This window comes from Streptococcus sp. 22.1 (assembly GCF_016648645.1).
GTDB lineage: Bacteria > Bacillota > Bacilli > Lactobacillales > Streptococcaceae > Streptococcus.
Map to the genome: position 1 here is coordinate 1 of NZ_JACLQK010000021.1, position 22,609 is coordinate 22,609.

22 protein-coding genes are annotated in these 22,609 nt (G+C 40.1%); 8 read left to right on the top strand and 14 right to left on the bottom strand.

Annotation, left to right across the window (positions count from 1 at the left end; translation table 11 throughout):
• Window positions 1-51 precede the first annotated feature (51 nt).
• The 8 genes from H7U04_RS09245 (at window position 52) to H7U04_RS09280 (ending at window position 6,155) form a co-directional block, all read left to right on the top strand.
• Window positions 52-756 carry an amino acid ABC transporter ATP-binding protein gene (locus tag H7U04_RS09245; protein WP_155124256.1) on the top strand — a complete coding sequence of 235 codons (705 nt, stop codon included), beginning with the start codon at window positions 52-54 and terminating at the stop codon, window positions 754-756.
• Between the two features lie 9 nt (window positions 757-765).
• Window positions 766-1,599 carry a transporter substrate-binding domain-containing protein gene (locus H7U04_RS09250; RefSeq protein ID WP_155124255.1) on the top strand — a complete coding sequence of 278 codons (834 nt, stop codon included), beginning with the start codon at window positions 766-768 and terminating at the stop codon, window positions 1,597-1,599.
• Window positions 1,600-1,616: 17 nt separating this feature from the next.
• Window positions 1,617-2,315, top strand: a complete 699-nt coding sequence (locus tag H7U04_RS09255) for an amino acid ABC transporter permease (RefSeq protein ID WP_002886251.1) — start codon at window positions 1,617-1,619, stop codon at window positions 2,313-2,315.
• Window positions 2,316-2,326: 11 nt separating this feature from the next.
• Complete coding sequence (locus H7U04_RS09260) at window positions 2,327-2,977, top strand: amino acid ABC transporter permease (RefSeq protein ID WP_002886253.1); 651 nt, start codon at window positions 2,327-2,329, stop codon at window positions 2,975-2,977.
• Between the two features lie 187 nt (window positions 2,978-3,164).
• Complete coding sequence (locus H7U04_RS09265) at window positions 3,165-3,932, top strand: amino acid ABC transporter ATP-binding protein (RefSeq protein WP_201059700.1); 768 nt, start codon at window positions 3,165-3,167, stop codon at window positions 3,930-3,932.
• Window positions 3,933-3,943: 11 nt separating this feature from the next.
• Window positions 3,944-4,777 carry a transporter substrate-binding domain-containing protein gene (locus tag H7U04_RS09270; RefSeq protein WP_201059702.1) on the top strand — a complete coding sequence of 278 codons (834 nt, stop codon included), beginning with the start codon at window positions 3,944-3,946 and terminating at the stop codon, window positions 4,775-4,777.
• Window positions 4,778-4,794: 17 nt separating this feature from the next.
• Window positions 4,795-5,493, top strand: a complete 699-nt coding sequence (locus H7U04_RS09275; RefSeq protein WP_002886251.1) for an amino acid ABC transporter permease — start codon at window positions 4,795-4,797, stop codon at window positions 5,491-5,493.
• Window positions 5,494-5,504: 11 nt separating this feature from the next.
• Window positions 5,505-6,155, top strand: coding sequence for an amino acid ABC transporter permease (locus H7U04_RS09280; protein ID WP_002890834.1), 651 nt, complete (start codon window positions 5,505-5,507; stop codon window positions 6,153-6,155).
• 75 nt (window positions 6,156-6,230) lie between these two features.
• Here H7U04_RS09280 and H7U04_RS09285 read toward each other — a convergent pair whose 3' ends face one another.
• From H7U04_RS09285 to H7U04_RS09350, 14 genes are all read right to left on the bottom strand, one after another.
• Window positions 6,231-7,112 carry a DNA/RNA non-specific endonuclease gene (locus H7U04_RS09285; protein ID WP_156685398.1) on the bottom strand — a complete coding sequence of 294 codons (882 nt, stop codon included), beginning with the start codon at window positions 7,110-7,112 and terminating at the stop codon, window positions 6,231-6,233.
• Window positions 7,113-7,173: 61 nt separating this feature from the next.
• Complete coding sequence (locus tag H7U04_RS09290; RefSeq protein WP_003097027.1) at window positions 7,174-7,362, bottom strand: DNA-directed RNA polymerase subunit beta; 189 nt, start codon at window positions 7,360-7,362, stop codon at window positions 7,174-7,176.
• Window position 7,363: 1 nt separating this feature from the next.
• Window positions 7,364-8,635, bottom strand: a complete 1,272-nt coding sequence (gene murA / locus H7U04_RS09295; protein ID WP_048790586.1) for a UDP-N-acetylglucosamine 1-carboxyvinyltransferase — start codon at window positions 8,633-8,635, stop codon at window positions 7,364-7,366.
• A 67-nt stretch (window positions 8,636-8,702) separates the two neighbouring features.
• Entirely contained in the window at window positions 8,703-8,939 is a 237-nt protein-coding gene (locus tag H7U04_RS09300) for a DUF1146 family protein (RefSeq protein WP_002890830.1), read from the bottom strand.
• 191 nt (window positions 8,940-9,130) lie between these two features.
• On the bottom strand, window positions 9,131-10,144 hold the full coding sequence (galE, locus tag H7U04_RS09305; protein ID WP_107373004.1) for a UDP-glucose 4-epimerase GalE: 1,014 nt from the start codon (window positions 10,142-10,144) through the stop codon (window positions 9,131-9,133).
• Window positions 10,145-10,158: 14 nt separating this feature from the next.
• Window positions 10,159-11,580 carry a DUF4832 domain-containing protein gene (locus H7U04_RS09310; protein ID WP_156685401.1) on the bottom strand — a complete coding sequence of 474 codons (1,422 nt, stop codon included), beginning with the start codon at window positions 11,578-11,580 and terminating at the stop codon, window positions 10,159-10,161.
• Window positions 11,573-12,244, bottom strand: a complete 672-nt coding sequence (locus H7U04_RS09315; RefSeq protein ID WP_002883515.1) for a DUF4956 domain-containing protein — start codon at window positions 12,242-12,244, stop codon at window positions 11,573-11,575. Before H7U04_RS09315 ends, H7U04_RS09310 begins: the two co-directional genes overlap by 8 nt.
• Window positions 12,245-12,293: 49 nt before the next feature.
• Window positions 12,294-13,022, bottom strand: coding sequence for a polyphosphate polymerase domain-containing protein (locus H7U04_RS09320; RefSeq protein ID WP_002883511.1), 729 nt, complete (start codon window positions 13,020-13,022; stop codon window positions 12,294-12,296).
• The gene (locus tag H7U04_RS09325; RefSeq protein ID WP_207185663.1) at window positions 13,012-14,778 is read right to left on the bottom strand and encodes a CotH kinase family protein; all 1,767 of its coding nucleotides are present in this window, start codon (window positions 14,776-14,778) and stop codon (window positions 13,012-13,014) included. The genes H7U04_RS09320 and H7U04_RS09325 overlap by 11 nt, the downstream gene beginning before the upstream one ends.
• Window positions 14,775-16,226, bottom strand: coding sequence for an exopolysaccharide Pel transporter PelG (gene pelG, locus H7U04_RS09330; protein WP_110981201.1), 1,452 nt, complete (start codon window positions 16,224-16,226; stop codon window positions 14,775-14,777). Before pelG ends, H7U04_RS09325 begins: the two co-directional genes overlap by 4 nt.
• Complete coding sequence (gene pelF, locus H7U04_RS09335; protein WP_181419174.1) at window positions 16,226-17,632, bottom strand: GT4 family glycosyltransferase PelF; 1,407 nt, start codon at window positions 17,630-17,632, stop codon at window positions 16,226-16,228. The genes pelG and pelF overlap by 1 nt, the downstream gene beginning before the upstream one ends.
• Before the next feature lie 22 nt (window positions 17,633-17,654).
• Complete coding sequence (locus H7U04_RS09340) at window positions 17,655-19,481, bottom strand: DUF2194 domain-containing protein (RefSeq protein ID WP_110981199.1); 1,827 nt, start codon at window positions 19,479-19,481, stop codon at window positions 17,655-17,657.
• On the bottom strand, window positions 19,478-20,392 hold the full coding sequence (locus H7U04_RS09345) for a hypothetical protein (RefSeq protein ID WP_110981198.1): 915 nt from the start codon (window positions 20,390-20,392) through the stop codon (window positions 19,478-19,480). The genes H7U04_RS09340 and H7U04_RS09345 overlap by 4 nt, the downstream gene beginning before the upstream one ends.
• Window positions 20,389-22,161: a DUF4118 domain-containing protein gene (locus H7U04_RS09350; RefSeq protein WP_110981197.1), complete on the bottom strand. Its 1,773-nt coding sequence runs from the start codon at window positions 22,159-22,161 to the stop codon at window positions 20,389-20,391. Before H7U04_RS09350 ends, H7U04_RS09345 begins: the two co-directional genes overlap by 4 nt.
• Between the last annotated feature and the right edge of the window lie 448 nt (window positions 22,162-22,609).

Sequence of the window (22,609 nt, forward strand, 5' to 3'; positions counted from 1 at the left end):
ATCTTCATAAGTCAATTTCATAATAAAAACACCCCAAAAGTTAGATTTTTTCTGTCTAACTTTTGGGGTGCAGTTCAAGTTGTGGTTCTCTTGGGACCTTCTGGGTCTGGGAAATCTACCCTTATCCGTACAATTAACGCCTTGGAATCCATCGATAACGGTACGCTTATCGTTAACGGACATAATGTGACGGAAGCTTCTGCCAAAGACTTGGTTGAGCTTCGTAAGGAAGCGGGTATGGTATTCCAACACTTTAACCTCTACCCGCACAAAACTGTTCTTGAAAATGTAACTTTGGCACCTATCAAGGTTCTTGGAATCAGTAAGGCAGACGCCGAAAAGACTGCTGAAAAATTCCTTCGCTACGTTAACATGTGGGACAAGAAGGATTCATACCCTGGTATGCTTTCTGGTGGGCAAAAACAACGTATCGCTATTGCCCGTGGTCTTGCCATGAATCCTGAGCTCTTGCTCTTTGACGAACCAACGTCAGCCCTTGACCCAGAGACTATTGGTGACGTGCTTGCGGTTATGCAAAACCTTGCCAAAGGTGGCATGAACATGGTTGTCGTAACCCACGAAATGGGCTTTGCCCGTAGTGTGGCTGACCGTATCATTTTCATGGCTGAAGGTCAAGTTCTTGTAGACACTACGGATGTGGATGGTTTCTTCGACAATCCAACTGAACCTCGTGCAGTTCAATTCCTTTCTAAGATTATCGACCACAACTCTGATCGTGTCCAAGTGGACGCCTAAGGAGGACTTATGTTAATCAAGAAACTTAGTCGCATTTTAGCTATCTCTGTTATAACTTTTCTAGCAGTTCTCCTCTGGAACACCAAAAGCAGTCAGGCAGATGAAAGCAGTAAACTACTCAATAGTGCTGCAATTCAAAAAATTGTCAAAAAAGGGACTCTAAACGTTGGTGTCAAACAGGATGTCCCAAACTTTGGATACTACTCAGCCAAAACTAATACCTATCAAGGGATGGAAATTGACCTCGCTAAGAAAATCGCCAAAGAACTTAAGGTTAAGGTGAATTTTACAGCGGTTACCCCACAAACTCGTGAAGCCCTTATGGATAATGGGACTATTGATATGCTTATCGCTACTTATACCATAACAGATGAGCGTAAGGCTTCATATGCCATGTCAACTCCTTACTACTATGACCAGATCGGTTTCCTCGTTCAAACCAAATCTGGCTATAAGAAACTTTCTGACCTAAACGGTAAAACTATTGGAGTGTCTCAAGGGTCATCTGCCAAAGCTGCTGTTGAAGAGTACGCTTCAGCTAATAACCTTAAGTTTGACTACGTTCAACTCGGATCTTATCCTGAGTTAGCCGTATCACTCTATGCTTACCGTATTGACGCTTTTGCTGGTGATAAATCAATCTTGTCAGGTTACGAAAGTGATAAAACCAAGATCCTTGATGAAGGTTTCAAAACACAAGAATACGGTATCGCCTCAAGCAAGTCTAACCAAGAGTTGATTGATTATACCAACGATTTGATTGCTAAATGGCAAAAAGATGGTACCCTTCAAAAACTCTACGATAAGTATCACTTGAAACCAGCTAAGGCTGAAGATAAATAGAAAGGAGTCCTGAATTTATGTATCTTTTAACAGAAACGGCTAGTCCTTTCGCTCTTGAACGTTGGGCTGCTTTCTTCGCTAACTTTGGGCAGTTTGCCAAAGGTTTCTTTTACACTCTCGGTATTTCGATTGGTGCCTTGATTGTTGCCCTTCTTCTTGGGCTCATCTTTGGAGCTATGAGCTCTACTCATAACAAGGTCCTTCGTGGCATCTCACGTGTTTATGTCGAAATCTTCCAGAATACACCCTTGCTCGTGCAATTCGTGGTTGTCTTCTATGGAATTTCAATCTTGACTGATGGTCATGTCATGATTCCAATTTCATTGACGGCTATCCTTTGTGTAGGGGTCTACACAGGAGCCTATATCTCTGAAATTATTCGTACAGGTATCGAGGCGGTTCCTAAAGGTCAAACCGAAGCGGCTTTATCTCAAGGTTTCACCTACGCTGATACCATGCGTATCATCATCTTGCCTCAAGCCGTGCGTACTATCTTGCCACCATTGACCAACCAAGTGGTTAACTTGATTAAAAACACTTCTACAGTTGCCATCATTTCTGGGGCCGATATCATGTTCACAGCTAAGGCTTGGGCTTATGATACCACTAACTATGTGCCGGCCTTTGCTGGGGCTGCCTTCCTCTACTTTATCATGTGTTTCCCTCTAGCTACCTGGGCACGTCGTAAAGAAGAAGAGAATAAGAAAGCTTACTAAGGAGGTCCACTATGTCAGAAGTTTTATCAGCTACTAACCTTAAATTCTTGGCACAAGGGATGTGGACGACTCTTTACTTGTCTTTCTTCATCATCGTGCTATCTACCCTGTTCGGAACAATTCTGGCGGTGATGCGTAACGGAAAGAATCCTATCCTTCGTTGGATCGCTTCTATCTACGTTGAGTTCGTTCGTAACGTTCCTAACTTGCTTTGGATTTTCATTATCTTCTTAGTCTTCCAGCTTAAGTCAACTGCGGCAGGGATTACCTCTTTCACGGTCTTTACTTCAGCTGCCTTGGCGGAAATCATTCGTGGGGGACTCAACTCTATCGACCATGGTCAAACTGAAGCAGGTTTGTCTCAAGGATTTAACAACAAACAAATCTTTATTTACATCATCTTCCCACAAGCTATTCGTAAGATGTTGCCATCTATCATTTCTCAATTCGTAACAGTTATCAAGGATACTTCTTTCCTTTACTCTGTTATCGCCTTACAAGAGTTGTTTGGTAAGAGTCAGATTTTGATGGGTGGTTACTACGAGCCTAGTCAAATCTTCACCTTATACGGTATTGTGGCTTTAGCTTATTTCGTGGTTAACTTTGCGATTTCTAGCTACTCTCGCTACCTCTCTAAACAATGGGAGCAAGCTAGTGAATAAAATAAAAAACTCACCTACGGGTGGGTTTTTGTTTTTCTCATATTTATATCAAAAAATGATTAATTATTTAGTAAAAACCGAACGTTTTGAAAGAATATTCGGAATTTTTTGACTTTCGACTTTACTTATGCTAAAATTCAATATATGTTAGAAAAGCTAACAAGTAAATCCATTATAGGAGGCTCTTATGGCACTTATTGAATTTAAAAATGTTAATAAATATTACGGAGATTATCATGCACTTCGTGATATCAATCTAGAAATTGAAAAAGGACAAGTTGTGGTTCTCTTGGGACCTTCTGGGTCTGGGAAATCCACCCTCATCCGTACAATCAACGCCTTGGAATCCATCGATAACGGTACGCTTATCGTTAACGGACATAATGTGACGGAAGCTTCTGCCAAAGAGTTGGTAGAATTGCGTAAGGAAGCAGGGATGGTATTCCAACACTTTAACCTCTACCCGCACAAAACCGTTCTTGAAAATGTTACCTTGGCACCTATCAAGGTTCTTGGAATCAGTAAGGCAGACGCTGAAAAGACTGCTGAAAAATTCCTTCGCTACGTTAACATGTGGGACAAGAAGGATTCATACCCTGGCATGCTTTCTGGTGGACAAAAACAACGTATCGCTATCGCCCGTGGTCTTGCTATGAATCCTGAGCTCTTGCTCTTTGACGAACCAACGTCAGCCCTTGACCCAGAGACTATCGGTGACGTGCTTGCGGTTATGCAAAAACTTGCCAAAGGTGGTATGAATATGGTTGTCGTAACCCACGAAATGGGCTTTGCCCGTAGTGTGGCTGACCGTATCATTTTCATGGCTGAAGGTCAGATTCTTGTAGACACTACGGATGTGGATGGTTTCTTTGACAATCCAACTGAACCTCGTGCGGTTCAATTCCTTTCTAAGATTATCGATCACAACTCTGATAATGTCCAAGTGGATGCCTAAGGAGGTTGCCTATGATTTTCAAAAAAATCTTACGTTACCTAACCGTTGCAAGCTTGGCAATTCTCACTATTTTTCTTATCACGAGTCACAAGACTAAGGCGGAAGACACTAGTAAGCTTCTTGATAGTAAAGCAGTCCAAAAGATTGTTAAGCGAGGGACACTCAATGTCGGTGTGAAGCAAGACGTTCCTAACTTTGGTTACTATTCTGCTAAGACTAATACCTACGAAGGTATGGAAGTTGATCTTGCTAAGAAGATTGCTGATGAGTTAAAAGTTAAAGTGAATTATATCCCAGTAACGACGCAAACTCGTGAACCACTTATGGATAACGGTACTATCGACTTGCTTATCGCTACCTATACCATTAATGATGAACGTAAGGCTTCTTACGCTATCTCAACTCCTTACTACTATGACCAAATCGGTTTCTTGGTTCTTAAGGACTCAGGTATTAACAAAATTTCAGACTTGAATGGTAAGACTATCGGTGTTTCTCAAGGGGCGTCAACTAAGGCTGCGTTGCAAGAGTACGCTTCAGCTAATAACCTTAAGTTCAACTATGTTCAACTCGGATCTTTCCCAGAATTGGCTGTTTCTCTTTACGCTCACCGTGTAGATGCTTTCTCAGTTGATAAATCTATCCTCTCTGGATATGAAAGTAAGAAAACTAAAACCTTAAAAGAAGGTTTCAAAACACAAGAGTACGGTATTGCTTCAAGTAAGTATAATCAAGAGTTGATTGATTATACCAACGATTTGATTGCTAAATGGCAAAAAGATGGTAGCCTTCAAAAGCTCTACGATAAGTATCACTTGAAACCAGCTAAGGCTGAAGATAAATAGAAAGGAGTCCTGAATTTATGTATCTTTTAACAGAAACGGCTAGTCCTTTCGCTCTTGAACGTTGGGCTGCTTTCTTCGCTAACTTTGGGCAGTTTGCCAAAGGTTTCTTTTACACTCTCGGTATTTCGATTGGTGCCTTGATTGTTGCCCTTCTTCTTGGGCTCATCTTTGGAGCTATGAGCTCTACTCATAACAAGGTCCTTCGTGGCATCTCACGTGTTTATGTCGAAATCTTCCAGAATACACCCTTGCTCGTGCAATTCGTGGTTGTCTTCTATGGAATTTCAATCTTGACTGATGGTCATGTCATGATTCCAATTTCATTGACGGCTATCCTTTGTGTAGGGGTCTACACAGGAGCCTATATCTCTGAAATTATTCGTACAGGTATCGAGGCGGTTCCTAAAGGTCAAACCGAAGCGGCTTTATCTCAAGGTTTCACCTACGCTGATACCATGCGTATCATCATCTTGCCTCAAGCCGTGCGTACTATCTTGCCACCATTGACCAACCAAGTGGTTAACTTGATTAAAAACACTTCTACAGTTGCCATCATTTCTGGGGCCGATATCATGTTCACAGCTAAGGCTTGGGCTTATGATACCACTAACTATGTGCCGGCCTTTGCTGGGGCTGCCTTCCTCTACTTTATCATGTGTTTCCCTCTAGCTACCTGGGCACGTCGTAAAGAAGAAGAGAATAAGAAAGCTTACTAAGGAGGTCCACTATGTCAGAAGTTTTATCAGCTACTAACCTTAAATTCTTGGCACAAGGGATGTGGACGACTCTTTACTTGTCTTTCTTCATCATCGTGCTATCTACCCTGTTCGGAACAATTCTGGCGGTGATGCGTAACGGAAAGAATCCTATCCTTCGTTGGATTGCTTCTATCTACGTTGAGTTCGTCCGTAACGTTCCTAACTTGCTTTGGATTTTCATTATCTTCCTGGTCTTCCAACTCAAGTCAACTGCGGCAGGGATTACCTCTTTCACGGTCTTTACTTCAGCTGCCTTGGCGGAAATCATTCGTGGGGGGCTGAACTCTATCGACCATGGCCAAACAGAAGCCGGCTTGTCTCAAGGGTTTAACAACAGACAAATCTTTATTTACATCATCTTCCCACAAGCTATTCGTAAGATGTTACCATCTATCATTTCTCAATTCGTAACAGTCATCAAGGATACTTCTTTCCTTTACTCTGTTATTGCCTTACAAGAATTGTTTGGTAAGAGTCAGATTTTGATGGGTGGTTACTACGAACCAAGCCAAATCTTTACCTTATACGGTATTGTGGCTTTAGCTTATTTCGTGGTCAACTTTGCCATTTCTAGCTACTCTCGCTACCTCTCTAAACAATGGGAGCAAGCTAGTGAATAAAACAAAAACCCACCTGCAGGTGGGTTTTTATTTTCTGGATACTAAAAACGACTCCAATCAGAGTCGTTCTTTGCTTTAATTCACCGTTACTTTTCCTGAATAATAATCTAGGGTAATCCCTTCTTGTACATTTGGAACAAAGACATTGAATTCAAGTGAGCCATCTGCTGACTTGGCTTCAAGATGTGTTCCTGATGGAATGAGGTTATCTCCTTCATAAATAAGGGTAACGCGATAACGGACACGTTTGTTTTTATCCTGAGCTTTTCGTACCAGGCTTTCATAATAGTTTTGTCCCGTAGAACTTTCGCTATTAGCTTGGTTAGCCCAAGCAGTTTGAACGGCAATATTTTCTGGATTTGAAGTCGAGGCATCAAATCCTTTGAGACCACCTACAAGTGCATAGCCCAACAAATGACCTCTATCTACGGCATGACTATACTCTCCTGAAAGATTGTGAACTTGATGCCATCCCGCAGGTGTCCAAGAGGTTGAGCCATTCCCTGTTTCTTGACGATTTTTGTACTGTCTGGTTGCTTTACTTAATAAGGCATTCGCTACTGTAGGAACCGTTTGTCCTTGAACCGTTTTGACTTGGTTATTGGCATAGGGTTGGCTAGAAACCTTAGCATTTAGATTAGTCTTATTACCATTAACAATATAAGCCCCTGCCCCATTCCATTCTAAGGAGTTTCCTAGTTTACTCTTGACGGAGCTAGTCATCACTGACTCAGCAAGCTGCTCTTGTGGAGTAGCCTTTCCATTTGTTGAACCGTTTGATTTAACGGAGTTATTGGATTTTCCCGAGACTAGACTAGCTACCTGCTTGATTGGATTATTAGGCGATAGCTTATTGCTCGTCCCAATGTAACCTAAAACTGCAATCAAGACCGCTATTAGTAACGAGACTAGCTGACGTTTCTGTTTATTTGTTAAAGATGTCTTTCTTTTTGCCATTGTTCTCTTTCTTTTATATGAATGTCATGACTAAAGGAGCGGGATTACTTCCCACTCCCTTTTATTTTCCTGTAAATTTAGCAACAATTGCCTGCCAGGTTTCTGGTTTTAAGATGCTTATAGGATCCTTGCCCTCTCCTAAAACAGCATAGCCAATCATCAATCCGATTGCTAGAAAAGCAAGGCCAATCACACACACACTCAAAACAAGTAATAATTGACGAAAAACATAGCCTTTACCAGTTTCCATACTAAGCCTCACTTACACGTGAAATATTTGCTCCTAGTTTAGCTAGTTTCTCATGGAATTGATAGTAACCACGATCCAAGTGTGTCAATTTACCAACAGTAGTTGTTCCTTCAGCCACCATCCCTGTAAGAATTAGTGCTGCCGAAGCTCGAAGGTCAGTAGACATAACTTGAGCACCCTGAAGTGGCAAACCACCGTGAATCATAGCCGTATCACGAAGGATTTCTGAATGAAGTCCCATACGACGCATTTCTTCTAAGTGTTGGAAGCGATTCTCAAAGACTGTCTCAATCATGGTTGATTCCCCGCTTACCACTGCCATAAGTGCTGTAAATTGAGCTTGCATGTCAGTTGGGAAACCTGGGTGAGGTAGAGTTTTAACGGTTACTGGTTTCAATTGTGAAACATCAGATTTAACACGAATACCGCCGTCTTCTTCCTTAACATAGACACCCATTTCCAATAATTTTGAAATCAAAGGACGGTTATGTTCCCAAATAGCATCTTTGATAAGGACATCACCAGAAGTCATGGCTGCTGCTACCATAAAGGTACCTGCTTCAATACGGTCCTGAACAACCGCATGTTTAGTACCATGGAGAGCTTTAACACCTTTAATCACGAGTGTTTCAGTTCCAGCACCTTTGACATCTGCTCCCATCTCGTTAAGAAGAAGGGCCAAGTCAACGATTTCTGGTTCACGCGCAGCATTTTCAATGGTTGTAACTCCATCAGCCAAAGTCGCTGCCATCATAAGGTTTTGAGTGGCACCGACAGATGGAAAGTCCATATAAATAGTTGCACCTTTTAGTTTTTCTGCTGTCGCAGTGATGTCACCGCCAACTTGGGTAATTTTAGCCCCCATTGCTTCTAAACCTTTGAGGTGGAGGTCAATCGGACGGCTACCAATCGTACAACCACCAGGCATTGAAACCTTCGCGTGGCCATTGCGGGCAAGAATTGGTCCAAGTACTACGATAGACGCACGCATCTTGCTCACATACTCATATGGCGCCTGATCAAGAATTTCTCCACTAGCATCAACGACAACGGTATTGTTTTCCTCGTCAAAGTCTACAGCAATATCTAAACCACGAACAACATTATTCATCGTGTAAACATCTGACAAGATTGGAACATTAGTTAAGGTTGTTTGACCTTCCGAGGCCAAGATAGTCGCTGCCAACAAGGGGAGGACAGCGTTTTTAGCACCTTCAATGACAACCTCACCACTTAATCGAGTGTTGCCACCCTGCACAATAATTTTATCCATAAGGATTCCTTTCAAGGGTCATTTTCATCTTTTTGTATTATATCAAAAGTCTTTTAAAATCACTAATTTAAGAAATTGAGCTAGCCATATTCTGTCCAAAAGCTAAAACCGACAGAATAAAGGAACTGATAAGATAGCCTAAGGCAATACTGATAAAGAGCAAAAAGAGTTTCAATTTACCAGTATTTTCAATCGGATTTTTGATGATTTTTGCCCAATCAAAGAGGCTAATCAGCATATGGTAGCTCAATCCTATAAATACAAGGTGACTCGCCAAAGTGACGAATTGATTAATAATAGTCATAATTTCATTATACCATAGAAAGCTAAGCTAAAACATAAAAAGAGGGTGAGACAGTTCTAAATCTGTAATTATTTAGCGACTGCTTTCACTCCTCTTTCCTTTATTTTTGAAGCTACTAGATTAGGGATACTTTAAAATAATCTAGCGCTTATCTTACACTCTCTAGGTACTTATAATTTGAGTTATGCAACTTAGTCTTCATAACCGTTAGGGTTAGTCGTTTGCCAACGCCAAGAATCTCTAACCATTTCTTTCAAGGTCTTCTTAGCTTCCCAGCCAAGAACTTCTTTGGCCTTTTCAGGAGAGGCATAGCAAGTAGCAATATCACCAGCACGACGTCCTTGAATACGGTATGGAATAGCAACCTTGTTTTCAGCTTCGAAAGTCTTAACGAGATCCAATACGCTATAACCATGTCCAGTACCCAAATTGAAAATCTCAGCACCTTTGTGACTCAAATTATATTTGACAGCAGCCAAGTGACCTGAGGCCAAGTCAAGGACGTGAATGTAGTCACGCACACCTGTACCATCTGGAGTTGGATAGTCATCCCCAAAGACGTTAAGCTCAGGAAGTTTACCAATAGCTACCTGTGTAATATATGGCATCAGGTTGTTTGGAATACCGTTTGGCAATTCCCCAATCAAACCACTTTCATGAGCACCGATAGGATTGAAATAACGAAGATTTGTGACTGACCATGACGGATCTGAAGCCGCTACGTCTGTAAGAATTTGTTCCATCATCAACTTAGTATAACCGTATGGGTTGATAGCTGATGTTGGCATATCTTCCGTCATTGGAGAAGGATTATTAGTACCGTAAACTGTTGCACTTGAACTGAAGACGATGTTTTTAACATCACATTCTTTCATTTTTTCAAGAAGAGTAATGGTACCACTGATATTGTTTTTATAATATTTCAAAGGTTTTTGGACAGATTCTCCCACTGCCTTGAAGGCCGCGAAGTGAATAACTAACTCAATATCTTCATTTGTAAAAACCTTATCCAAAAAATCAGTATCTAAAATGGAACCTTGATAAAATGGAAATTTTTTACCAGTAATCTTTTCCAAACGTTCAAGAACTGCTGGCGAACTATTTGAAAAGTCGTCAACTAAGACTACATCGAAACCTGCATTAAGGAGTTCAACGGTTGTGTGGCTACCGATATAGCCAGCTCCTCCTGTAATTAAAATAGACATTTATTTTTCCTTTCTTACTTGTCAGTGCCTTTTTGATCCTTTTGAATCGTTGCTAATTTAGGCATGACTTCTCCTTCAAAACCTTTCATGGCAAAATGAACCGAAGGCTCTTGTGTCATTGGAGATAGAATTCCTAGCTTCACCTGATAATTCTGATCTTTGGAATAGGCGAAACTTGCCTTAAGTTCAGTTGTTTGATCTGGAAGCAATTCTGACAAACGACAATCAAGTTGTTGGGCTTGAAGAACCTTGCCATTAGCATTACACAAGTATAATACCACAGGCCAATCCCCATATAAAGGGGCAACCCCAGAATTTTCTAAATTAAGGGTAATTTCAACCTTGCTCTCTCCTTTGGAAATTCTCAAACCTGATACCCAGAGGCGGTAGCCCATGTTTTTCAAGAGTTCCTTATAAGCAGCTTGCCCATCACCAATATCTTCAGCAACCTTTGGACCCAAGAAGGTCAAATGAGCTGCTTTGGCTTCATCTGTAAGCTCGTCTAAGTTATTACCAAGCAAAGTAGACATAGACTGCGAACTTGTTAATTCACCACCGATTGGTGCTTTCTCCCAAGCCTTAGGCATGGCTTTCAAGGCAGCTTGCTCTTGGGTTTGATCGTATGATCCACCATTTTGAATCCAATTTAACCAGGTTTTAGTTGCTGATTTGTCTCCAAAGACATCATTGTAGATTCCAAAATCACCTTCCAAACCTGTATCAAAAGGTCTTCTCATAAGAATCTTCGCTTTAGGAAAGGCTGGTTGAAACGGTGCGATGTAATCCTTACGAACTTCTTTTCGTGGTAATTGGCGAATGCCAGCATCTGAGTGAACATGCCACTCGCCCCAGTGTCCTAAGCCACCAAGTTCGATGTAGGCGATAAAATCATCATTGCCCCAACGCTGTCCCATAGCAGTCACAGCTTCTTTATAGTATTTTCTAAGCAGTTTATTTTGGTAATTTGGTGAAAATCCCTTACCGTAGGATGTGTTATAAGCATCCCCAAGGTCAGAAATTTCATTTCCTAACCAGTCAGGAATATCCTTATGACTTGATTTGCCAGGGTAATCTAGCAAGAAACGTAAGACGACCTGCTTGCCTTCTTTCTTCCATCGTTTGAACTGGTTACTTTCTTCAATCGTTTCCCAGTTATAGTGGCCCTTTTTAGGTTCCAATTCTTTCCATGTGATATCAACATAGACAAGATGAACATCTTCAGAAACTGTTTTTTCTTCCGCTGAAGGGACATAACCCATGAGCGGATTCCCAAAGCTCTTGTCTGAAAGCGTATATTCAAACTTGGTACCTGTATTTCTGGTATTCAAATACACAAAAATGGCATAAAGACCACTCGTAATGATGATTAGACAGATGACGAGCCAAAGTTTCTTCTTTCGACTACTCCAACTCTTCTTCTCACGTTTACTAGCCATGGTATTCGCCGTTGTATTGGATCAGCGTAAGGTCTTTGACACCTTCGATAGATTTAATGTTTTCAACGAAGGTAAGGTCGTTATTTTTCACAAAGACTTCAATAGCCATCTCAACACTGTCTTTTCGCATAGTTTCAGACTTGATAAAGTGTTTGATGCGACCAAGTTCTTGTATAACTTTGTCACCTGTGTGCTCACCATCATAGTGAACCACAGCGATATACACCTTACCAGTCTCTTGCAAGCGGCTAAAGACAATAAGCATCAGTAGGATAACAAGGGACGTTACAACGGCTAGGACATACATACCTGCCCCTACCGTAATCCCTGAAGTAATTGCCCAGAACAGATAGAGCAAGTCCATAGGATCCTTAACAGCGGTACGGTAACGGACGATAGAGAGGGCACCGACCATACCAAGTGAGATAACGATATTTGAACTGATTGCCAGTGTTACCATTGACGTAAGCAAGGTCATACCGACCAAGGTCATGGCAAAACTGCGTGAATAAATAACGCCTGTAAAGAAATGCTGGTAAACCTTATAGATAAAGGCTCCAATCAACAAGGCAAGTAGCAAGACGATAACAATACGAAACGGTGACTGCGTCGCATAGTTATCAGACTGCAAAATAGATTTTTTTATAAAGTCTTGAACACTCATAAATTCCCCTTCTTATACTAAGTTCTTCCGAACTTAGCACTTTTCCTATTTATATATTCCCATCTTCCCAGTATTCAAAACCATTTAGATACTGAGATTTTTCATAAGCCAATACGTACTTAGAGACAGCCATCATATCTGCTTTCCCTGGCAAGACACTTTGGACAATCTTTGGCAGATACTCTGTATATTTAACTTCGAAAACCATCTTTTCCGGATCAATGACTGGAATTGTTGGTAAGTCCGGATCAAAAATATCAAAACTTCCAACCGCTACTCTGACATTTTGGTCAAAGGTTAAGCGAACTGTTCCAAAGTCATAAACCCACGGCTCTCGTTCATAATCAACGATGGTCCGGGGACGCATCATGTTACTAACACATTCATAGTAAAATTCCTGACAGAGAGGATAGGGACTTTTCAAGAGAAAGTCATAATCCCCATCAATGATTTTATAAAATTCTTCGACAGTTAGTGGTGCATCCTCTTTCAGAATGTAGGTATCAACCTTTTTCTTACGCTCTAGCTTGATACTATTGGTCCCGAAATTGTAGATACGAATCCTATATTTTTTACGAACCAGAATACCTGCATCTTTTTCAGCATAGGCACTATTCCAATAGTCGTCAAAGTAAAGACTTCTAATGGTATAACCACCATTTGTCGCATGCTTATCCAACTGAATCAAATGTTTAAAACGTTCAGTCAACAGGGCCTTTTCTGGTTCACCAATGACGTATTTCAACTCATGGCGAAAGGGCTTCTCTTTAGTCTTCATAACCATCTACCCCAATTTTTCCATCTTCGAGGACAAAGAAGCTCATGATACCAAATTGTTTAGAGTTATCACTATTGATATAGTAGTCAAAAGCACGTTGTGATTGTCCAGCCTCATTAGTTGCAGTCACACGTACGAAATATTGTCCCTTAGGCAAGGTATCTGTTTCGGCACTGAGAGTTTTAAGACCAGATTTTTCAAAGACCTTGTCTTTAAATTCATAGTCTTTAGCTAATTCTACAGTGTAAGTCAACTTGCTGTTATTGAAATCGTAAGAGGCACCCCAACTTAATTTCAATTTGTTATTGGCCACTTCCGGCTTATTGATAAAGAATGGTTGCGGTTTTTCAAGACTTGTTTTGTAAATCTTGTAGTTGTTCTCCAACTCATTTGGCAAATCTGCCAAAATCTTGTCGTAATTATCAGGTGTTGTCTTAGCATGCATTTGGTCAGGCATCTTAGCTAGGTAAGGTTTAATAACTGCTGCGTATTCATTACTCATAGAAGTAATCTTGTCACCAGTAATCGTCTTACGTAGCTCATCCATCTTCTCATCTAGACCCTTGCGGAACTCTTTTGACTTGAGCAAACGTTGGAAAAGTTGGTTACCCCAATAGTTGCTGACACCGACTTCCCAGCTATTAGCTTGGTCACTGTCCTTACTTACCAAACGACGTTCATTCTTCATCAAGATACTATCGTTATCCCAAGGAATGATGTACCATTTGGTTGAGTTTTGTGGGCTATAGAGATACATGTTACGACTCTGTGTATCATCATTACCAAGCAACATCTGGAAGGCCATCCAATATTGGATATTCTCAGGATCTACATACTTGTCCATGATGGTTTCAATCTTCACCGATGGATCGTTGAGCTTGGTTAGAAAATCAATAAGTTTGGTATGATCATGGCTACCTTTAATTTCCAAAAGTTTCTCGAATTTATCCTTATCGAATTTAGGATCATCTTCTTTAACAATCGTATCTTCATAGCGGAAGAATTCGAAGAAGTTTGGTTTATAAAGGTTGGCATTTTCATCCAGACCGTGATCTTTCAGATAGTTTTTGTTAATCTGCTCGACTTGCGTGTAGAGACCATAATCCTCAAATTTACCTGATGGATTGTCAGAGGTTTCATCCTTAACGTAGAGGTGAACAAAACTCGTTCTAGCACCCATGAGTTGAGGAATTTCTTCCATTAAATCATAGGACAACTTATTTCTAAAGCGAAGGGCTTCAGTCTGGTGTTTATTAAGGTTAATGGTACGTTGGCCGTTCCACTCGCCCTTGTTCTTTTTAATCTTAATTTTATAGTTCTTTTGGGCGTTCTTACTTGAACTTTCCCCACGAATCTGAACACTGGCGTTTGGCACGTCCTGGTCATAACCCAACTCACCAGACACAGGACCGTCCTCATTACCAACTTGAAGAAGACCTGCTACTTGGTATCGTTTAACACCCATCTTCTGATAATCTTCAACAGAATATTGGTTGACCTCAGACCATGAGTGATTTTGATTTTCTGTAGCGTCTCCTCGACGTACAGTCAGGTACATGGTCGTTACCTTGGTATGATCTTTATCATAGAGACTCTTTTTGTCTCTTAAGTGTACATTAGAGATATCAGTGGCCGCTTGTTTATCTACTTTTTTAGTTGTCACACCGTTTTTTGTCTGTTCCTTGGTTCCACATGCTGTAAAACCAAATACCGTACAGAGCAACAAAACCGCTGCTAAACTCTTTTTCCTATTCATTTCCCCCACCTCTTTTGTATGTTTTCTAAACGCTCAGTCCATTTTTCAAAATAGCCCACGTCTTTCTTAGATACCATGGTTTGGCTTCCTAAGAAATGATACTGAAGATCACTTGTGTATTTATCGATTTCCTGACCACTTTCGATGAAAAGAACTAAAGAAGAAATCAGGAAGGCATAGCCTAGGAAGGCTGGGTCCAAGAACTGAGAACCAAAACTCAAAACTACTGTCAGAATGGCAAAGTGTTTGGCAAGCTTCTTGGCACCCTTATAATCTGCAAAATACATCAAGAGCAAGATATTCACATTACCTACAGCATAGAGACCATAAGCTAGACATAGCGTTAAGAAGTAACCATGCATTTGATTGTTAAAACCAATTGGTAAGTAAGTCAAAACCACGCTTCCGAAGAACATGATGAAAATTGTCGCTAGCAATTGTTTCCAAAAAACATATTTGAGCTCATTACTCATGACATCCAACATTTGAGTTTCAGCTTCCTGAATATCCGAAAGACTTCCCTCTTCATTGTAGAGCTTAAAATAACGTCGGAAATGCGGATAGAAGGAAACCTCGACAGACATAACGAAATTAAGTGTTGATACTAAAGTCGTTAAGTAGGCTAACATGGCTGGCACATCGTAGACTGGAGCTGTACGGAAGAAGCCATCAAAACTCTTACTAATTGGTCCAAACCAGTTAATAACAATATGAGCAAAGAGGGCCACCAACATGTAAAGTCCAGTCTTGGCAAGATCAGAAAATTGATCAAACCATTTCAAAAACTCAAAGGACATTTTAAGATTAGATGGGAAATAATCATGGATCAGACGAACCATCCAAAACATCATTCCACCGTATCCCAAACAAACACTTAGGAATATACCATACTTTTGATGTAGGAAAATACTAAGTAACCCAGAGACAATCATCACACCAATCGCTAAAAAGAAACCTTTGATAATTTCTTTATAGGATTTAATCGCTGTCAAATAGGTAATTACATTCCAAACGAGACAAAGCTCACCAAAGAGCAAAACACCCATAGCTACTTCTGCTAAGCTTCGGCTAGCCAAGGCTAGATAGAGCGCATACAGTGGTGTCCCAATCATAAGCATCAAGGCACTCGACGCATAAAATGAAGGAATAATAGTCTCAAACTTCTTCTCGTAGAGCATGTCCGCAACAAAGCGGGTTACCACCAACGAGAAGAGACTGGTAATCACGAGAGAAAAAATGATAGCGTAAGTCAAGTTCGAAAGAATATAGTCACGCTCATTTTCACTGATTCCCGCTACCATTGTCAGAACAACGACACCAGCTGTAAGTAAAATCCCCAAAAGCATAGGGCCGGTATACACAATTCCAGCATAAGCGTAGGCCTTTTGTTTTGAAAAAAGGCTATCTTCGTTGTAAATTTTACGTAATTCAAATCCAATACCGGCCATTAAACAGCCACCTCCTCATATAAGCGTCGGTACTGACCGATCATTTGCGGATATTGATATATAGCTTCAACACGCTTACGCGCAATTTCACCCATTTCAAGCCGTCTTTCATCATTAATCGCCATCTTCTTCATAGCTTCTGCAAGAGGCCCTGTACAAGTAGGTGGTGCACAAAATCCTGCAATCCCTAGATTGTCATCCTCACGACCTTCTAGCAATTCTCGACAACATCCGACATCTGTCGTCACACAAGGACGACTAGCCGCCATTGATTCCAAAACAGAAAGTGGCAAGCCCTCAGAAAGACTGGTCAAAAGCGTAAAATCAATTTTCTTCATATATTCTCGAATATTAACACGACCAGTGAATAGGAGACGATCTCCCAAATCCATCTTATCAGCCAAACTAAAACACTCATCCGCATATTCTTGGTCATCTATACCACCCATGATATGCAAACGAACATTTGGCACCTGCTGGGCCAATTCGTAGAAAGAATATAACATGGTTTTAATGTCCTTGATTGGAGCCAAACGAACCACAGCTCCGATATCAATCCAACCATCCGATTCTTTCAAAGGAATTTGAGAAAAAGCATCATAGTCAATCCCGTTTGAGATAACCTGACATTTCTCTGGATCACACCCCATCTCAATCTGAATTTCCTTGGCCTTCGTAAAGAGGCTGGTAATTTTTTCAGCATTTTGATAAATCGCATCAGACAACATATAGAAGAATCTTACCCACTGATGGCGCATTGTAGGTAAAACCCACTTCGCACGAAGCAACTCTTCTTCACGTTCACGCGTATAAATCCCGTGTTCAGTTAAGAAGAGAGGTTTGTCATAGGTCAAACTTCCCAAAGTTGCAAGAATACCACCATAACCTGTAGAGATTGAGTGGTAAACATCTGCTTCAGGAGGTGGACAGGATAAAATATTTAAAAGTGGAAACAGCATCGAACGGATAGTGTGAAAAACATCTGAAAAAGATAGCTGTGTGTAGCGCTCACTACAAAGATCCTTTAAGACCTGAAAAAAGGCCTCACTACTCAAGAGATCGTTAGGAACGACCTTACCATCTTGTAACAGTTTAAACAAGACTTTCCAATCAGGTTGTTGGCAAAAAACCATATCCTTAAGCGCTTGTTTTTCCTCATCTGTAAACTGATATGGCTCTATATCTTCTTCTTTATCTGGCACAACATAGTCCAAAAAGACTTCGTGTACTTCTACGACATTTTCAGGAAGTTCATAAACAAACTCCCCCTTTTGTTCATGCGTTGCCCCCACAACCCAAAGAACAAATTCATGCTCTTTCATTTCTGTAATATATTGATGCATCCAAGTAGAGACACCACCGTGAACATACGGATAGGACCCTTCAAGAATTAAACATATCTTCATCGGCATTTTCCCCTATTTTGCCTTATTTTAATGTAATGGTGACTGACTTATTCGTAGCCTCCAATAGGTAAAGGTCACCCGTTAAATGCGTAACCTTACCATTTTTTACCTTCTTAACCTCGTTTTGATTTAAACGAACCATAAGGTAAGCATGATCATGAAAATTCTCAAGATCAATTTTTAGGGCGTCTTTGGTATATTTTTGAGAAACTTTCAAAATACCGTAACGCTGAACAGCACCTGCTAATTCTGAACCTGTTAGATTTCTAAGTGAAGGTGACATATTGTGGACCCAACTAACTTCCTTGTCCAAAGCCTTATACATCTTTGCCCAACCTAATTCTGCACCACGATCGACATCAAGAACATCATCAGGGTGAAGGAAGTGGTTATTAACATAGTGCATATTCATTTCAGAAAAGACCGTCATCTGTGAGAAATCATCCCAAACCGCACCAGAAACAGTACGTGGCTCTTCAATCATTCCATCAGGCGACACTTCAAACTCTTGCGAATAAGTGAAATCCCCTGGGAAATAGTTACTTGAGATAGCCTTAATTTCTGGGAAATCATTAACGATTACCTCTCGTCCTTCTTTCGAAAGAATATTTGATGGTGGAACGTAGACTGATTTTTGCGCTTTAGGAAAGAGTTGGTTGACAAAACGAATCAACTCAGACAGACCAGCCTTCATAGCAGCCTTATCCTTCCAAGTCTTGTAGCTGGCATACTTTTCACCATAATTAACAGATGAAGGACTCAAAGGTTGGTGATTATAACCATGATAACCAAGCTCACCACCATTAGCCAAAAGCGAATTTCCAAAATATTTGAAACGATCTAAATCATTTTGTTGAACAATTTTACCATCTGTCTGGGCCTCATAGTTTTCAATGACCACACCTGTATGAACGATACCATACTTTTCGTGCAATTTAAGAAGATCTGGCCACCAAACATTGGTATAAAATTCAGACACAGACATGTCGTAATCACGTTTAACGAAACGACCATCTCCAGCTGGAACAGGTGATGGGAAATCATCTATATAATAGGTAGAGCCATTGATTACCGGATAAACTGTCGCTTCAGTCAAAAGACTATAAGAAGCGGCATAAATACCACGGACATTACGCTCATAGATTCCAAGGTTATCAACGACAAACTTCCCTCTGCCGTATGATTTTTCCCAAATCAACGGTGTATGAGAATCATCTGTTGTTTTAGCATGCACCTTAACATCACTTTCAAGAGAGACTTTTCTGGCTGACTCAAAAGGTTCTTCAATTTTATAATTGCGTCCCCCACCAATCATGAAATCAGGATCCACGTAGATTTCCTTGACCTCATCCATCTCAAAGTTGGAATAACTCACGCCGAGATTGTGATCAATGGCATCAAGATTACTTTCTTTCCCCATAGTTACTGCAAAAAGGGTTTGACCGCCTTTTTCAGTCCAATCCATGAGTGGCTGAACCTGGTCCTCCATTCGAGAAAGGTCAGTTACAAGTAGAACCACTTTTTTATAGTCGGAAAGCGAATAGGACTCGTGTTTAGCCACATCGACTAACTTAGCTCCCATACGCATATCTTTTAGAATTTGCTCGAACTGTTTCCAAGCCCTCTGACTCGTTTCATTTTCACTATCATAAAGAACTAGCGTGTCTTTATCTAAATTTTTGACGACTGAAGCCGTAGATGGTACTTTTCCTGTTAGATAGGCTTCCTTACCTTGAGTCGGGTACCATTCCCCTTTCTTTTGAACAAAGAGTCCAATGGCCAGACACAAAATAAGACCAACACCTAGCAAGGTTTCTTTGCGAATAATATTTTTTTTACCTAATTTCATGCCATCACCTCTTTTCCTTGCCAGAAGTTCAATAGATCTTGCTTGTCCTTAGAAAGAACAACCTGTTTGCCTTGCATCTCACGAATCATGTTCTTAAATTCAGCAAACTGACCGGTTTGATAGTAATATTCCAAATACAAATAATACACATCATCCGCATGTGATTTAATTGAAAGCTGTGTCAAATGCTTTTGGGCCAAGTCATACAAACCAAGAGCTAGTTCATTATGGATAACTCTCACTAAGTCCGTAGCAGTCGTTCCATGACTAAGTTTCTGCAAGAGACGTTCCTCGTACTCCTTACGAAGCAAACCTTCCATTTGTTTGCTTAGAAGTTCCTTAGATAGGTAGTCTTCCATAAAGTCACAATACTCGGTTAAGAGGTCAAGGTCTTCTTCACCCTTTTCAAAACGTTTTTCAAAGGCACTCAACTTCTCATCGTATTGACTTGAAATTTCAGAAATAAAGGTTGTCGCATAGTGGACGATTTCACTATCCTCATTTAAACGAGCCAAGTAGAGCAAATCCATAAAATGAGACGGATCATCATTAGCCAATCCCATCAATTGTTGACGAGCTTCCTTAGCCTTATTCAAATAGAGAGATTCTTCAAGAGGTACGATGTCTTCTTCAACCAATTCCTTCGGACGTTGAAAATCATCGATATTTCCAAAATCAATGGTCAAATCTTTAACTTTACCACCAACTGCTTCTTGACCACGGCGATGTCTACCACGATTTGGTTTAGAAATCATATGAATTAGACCTGCCCCAAAGAAAGGTAAAGCAATCGGGAAAATCAAGTAAAAAATTGTTAAGTCTGATTTGCCACTGACAATAGCCTTATAGACAAGTGCTATAGATAAGAAGTAACAAACCGTTAAGATACTAGTAATAAGGACTGGAATCATTGTGCAACCCTCCCTTGAAGACTAGCTTGTTCAAGAAGTTCTGCCTTTTCAATGAAAGAACGACTCATTTTTGAAAGAACCTCAAGCTCGTTTAACACTTTAGTAGACATAGCTTCAAAAGGAACAGCCTCTACCCAAATGATAAAAGTACCCTCTGCCTTGGTCTTAACTTCCATGGCATACGCTGGACGATTCTCAAGCAATGATTTATTAGCCCAGACACGTCCATGACCAAAGGCACCTCCAATTTCTTTAAAATCTGTCAAAGATACTTGCTTCTTATCGTTATCTCCCAAAAGAAGCTCGTATTGGAAAGGACCACCTCCATAAAGTGAAACAGGAGCATTCAAAATTTCTGAAACCAAATCAAGCGTCTGTCTAAGAACCTTCTCAACACTAGTATGATCTAAAGTCACAAAGTAAGAATATGCTTTTCCAAGACCATCTTGACTTGCCAACAAGGCATTTTTCAGGTCTTTGTTTTCATGGAGTAATGTATCGTAGGATTGATTAAGGATAAGATAGTCTTCCTTAACTGTTTCCAACTGTTTATCTAGTTGTAGCTTGTCATCTTTCTTCTTCATTTCCACAAAACCACAAACCACAGCGATAAAGATATAGGCAATAAAGGCAACCCAACGGTCAGTGTTATATAGAAGCAGTTGCCAGCTAGTTCCAGACATGATTTGACTGATGGTCAAACCAATAATTGCAAGAACTGCCGAGAACAAGCCATACCCCATGCCCAAAACTGTACTAATCAAGACAACAAAGAGCAAACGTAGGTCGATCAATTGGAACTGTAACTGACCTTGAGTCATATATCGAAAAGCTTCAAAGACTAAGAAGGTCACGACAACAGCAGCAAGTTTCTTATTTCTCTTTTGCTTAACGATATTATCTATGATATTGCGGAACTTAGAAACACGTAGAGACCCTTTTCGCTGTTTTTGATAGTCTTCGTAAATATCTGGCAAGTCACGCACCAAAGCATAACGCATAAACCAAGCAAACCTATCACGCAAATCATGATGCTTTTCAGGATCATTATCATATTTACTAATTCTTCTTTCCTCTAGGAAATGAACCTGCTTATTAGGGAAATATTTATCCAAAGCTTGCAAGAGCTCCCCAAAAGTCAGTTGGAAAGGATCCGGAATAATAATGCTTTCATAGGTGTCATTCCATCGCTCACATAATTTGTGAAGCAAATCTCCCAAGTCAGATAGACTGATAAAAGTCGCCTGACTTTGTGATGACTCCTTTAACTCTACCTGTTCATGGTCATCTAAACGCACAAACAGTTTATAAAGATAATCTTCTTTATTAATAACTGAATAAAGAAAGGGACTATGTAGAACTTTAAGGTTGACCCCAAATTCTCGACTCCAGGATAATAAGGTATCCTTTGTTGTCGTCTGTAAACTTCTTTTCCCATCCTCAAGGATAGGACCTGTGATATAAAGTAATCGTTTGTTTTTTCTATCTTTAAGACACTCTAACAATCTGATGAGATTTTCAATCTCCCCTGAACTTTCATGTCCGTAATTGAGATATTCCGAAAAATAGATGATTTGATCATAATCATGAAAATCAAAAACGTCTTCTAATTGGTTGTTCTCATAATGCTTGGTATAAACGGTGATTTTATTCTTACGAGAGTTCTTTACACCTGTATGACCAAAAATAAAAACTGCTTGATTAGGAAACGTTTTCAAAATGAAATCGTTTGTTAATCCAGCAGTATTACCAAGTATCAAAATATTCATAAACTTCTCCCCACTTTTAAGAGTGTCCCCTTAACTACACTCTCTACCCATTCTAATCATTAGTCTCAAGTATTTCCCAATACTCTCAAGACCACAATGTAATGCCTTTCTTAAGAAAGCCCTTTGAAAGCTATGTCTTCCTCCCCAATGAGTGATAACCTAACTCTCATCAGAATCTCTTTTGAAGATTCTTAAAGATTTCAAAAAACATAAGAAAGAACAAGATTATCCTAAATAAACATTAAGTAAAATTAATATTATTAAAGAATAGATTAAATTGACTAATTAAATATCTTGTTATGTTGATTAGCTTCCCCAAGAAATCACAAACTAACCAGATCACTTTAGATTATCTAACACCTGTTAGACCTTATTTAAAGGTATTTCTTCTTACTCTATCAATCTAAAATGACTCTAGTTTCATATTTACATCGTCACTCTTATTATA

Bases quoted from the DNA above. Each gene is read 5' to 3' on its own strand.
- H7U04_RS09320 (WP_002883511.1), bottom strand. From the start codon at position 13,022: ATGAAGACTAAAGAGAAGCCCTTTCGCCATGAGTTGAAATACGTCATT.
- H7U04_RS09345 (WP_110981198.1), bottom strand. From the start codon at position 20,392: ATGATTCCAGTCCTTATTACTAGTATCTTAACGGTTTGTTACTTCTTA.
- H7U04_RS09255 (WP_002886251.1), top strand. From the start codon at position 1,617: ATGTATCTTTTAACAGAAACGGCTAGTCCTTTCGCTCTTGAACGTTGG.
- H7U04_RS09300 (WP_002890830.1), bottom strand. From the start codon at position 8,939: ATGACTATTATTAATCAATTCGTCACTTTGGCGAGTCACCTTGTATTT.
- H7U04_RS09325 (WP_207185663.1), bottom strand. From the start codon at position 14,778: ATGAATAGGAAAAAGAGTTTAGCAGCGGTTTTGTTGCTCTGTACGGTA.
- H7U04_RS09310 (WP_156685401.1), bottom strand. From the start codon at position 11,580: ATGGCTAGTAAACGTGAGAAGAAGAGTTGGAGTAGTCGAAAGAAGAAA.
- H7U04_RS09270 (WP_201059702.1), top strand. From the start codon at position 3,944: ATGATTTTCAAAAAAATCTTACGTTACCTAACCGTTGCAAGCTTGGCA.
- H7U04_RS09290 (WP_003097027.1), bottom strand. From the start codon at position 7,362: ATGGAAACTGGTAAAGGCTATGTTTTTCGTCAATTATTACTTGTTTTG.
- pelG (WP_110981201.1), bottom strand. From the start codon at position 16,226: ATGGCCGGTATTGGATTTGAATTACGTAAAATTTACAACGAAGATAGC.
- H7U04_RS09275 (WP_002886251.1), top strand. From the start codon at position 4,795: ATGTATCTTTTAACAGAAACGGCTAGTCCTTTCGCTCTTGAACGTTGG.
- galE (WP_107373004.1), bottom strand. From the start codon at position 10,144: ATGTCTATTTTAATTACAGGAGGAGCTGGCTATATCGGTAGCCACACA.
- pelF (WP_181419174.1), bottom strand. From the start codon at position 17,632: ATGAAGATATGTTTAATTCTTGAAGGGTCCTATCCGTATGTTCACGGT.
- murA (WP_048790586.1), bottom strand. From the start codon at position 8,635: ATGGATAAAATTATTGTGCAGGGTGGCAACACTCGATTAAGTGGTGAG.
- H7U04_RS09340 (WP_110981199.1), bottom strand. From the start codon at position 19,481: ATGAAATTAGGTAAAAAAAATATTATTCGCAAAGAAACCTTGCTAGGT.
- H7U04_RS09265 (WP_201059700.1), top strand. From the start codon at position 3,165: ATGGCACTTATTGAATTTAAAAATGTTAATAAATATTACGGAGATTAT.
- H7U04_RS09260 (WP_002886253.1), top strand. From the start codon at position 2,327: ATGTCAGAAGTTTTATCAGCTACTAACCTTAAATTCTTGGCACAAGGG.
- H7U04_RS09285 (WP_156685398.1), bottom strand. From the start codon at position 7,112: ATGGCAAAAAGAAAGACATCTTTAACAAATAAACAGAAACGTCAGCTA.
- H7U04_RS09280 (WP_002890834.1), top strand. From the start codon at position 5,505: ATGTCAGAAGTTTTATCAGCTACTAACCTTAAATTCTTGGCACAAGGG.
- H7U04_RS09350 (WP_110981197.1), bottom strand. From the start codon at position 22,161: ATGAATATTTTGATACTTGGTAATACTGCTGGATTAACAAACGATTTC.
- H7U04_RS09315 (WP_002883515.1), bottom strand. From the start codon at position 12,244: ATGAGTGTTCAAGACTTTATAAAAAAATCTATTTTGCAGTCTGATAAC.
- H7U04_RS09250 (WP_155124255.1), top strand. From the start codon at position 766: ATGTTAATCAAGAAACTTAGTCGCATTTTAGCTATCTCTGTTATAACT.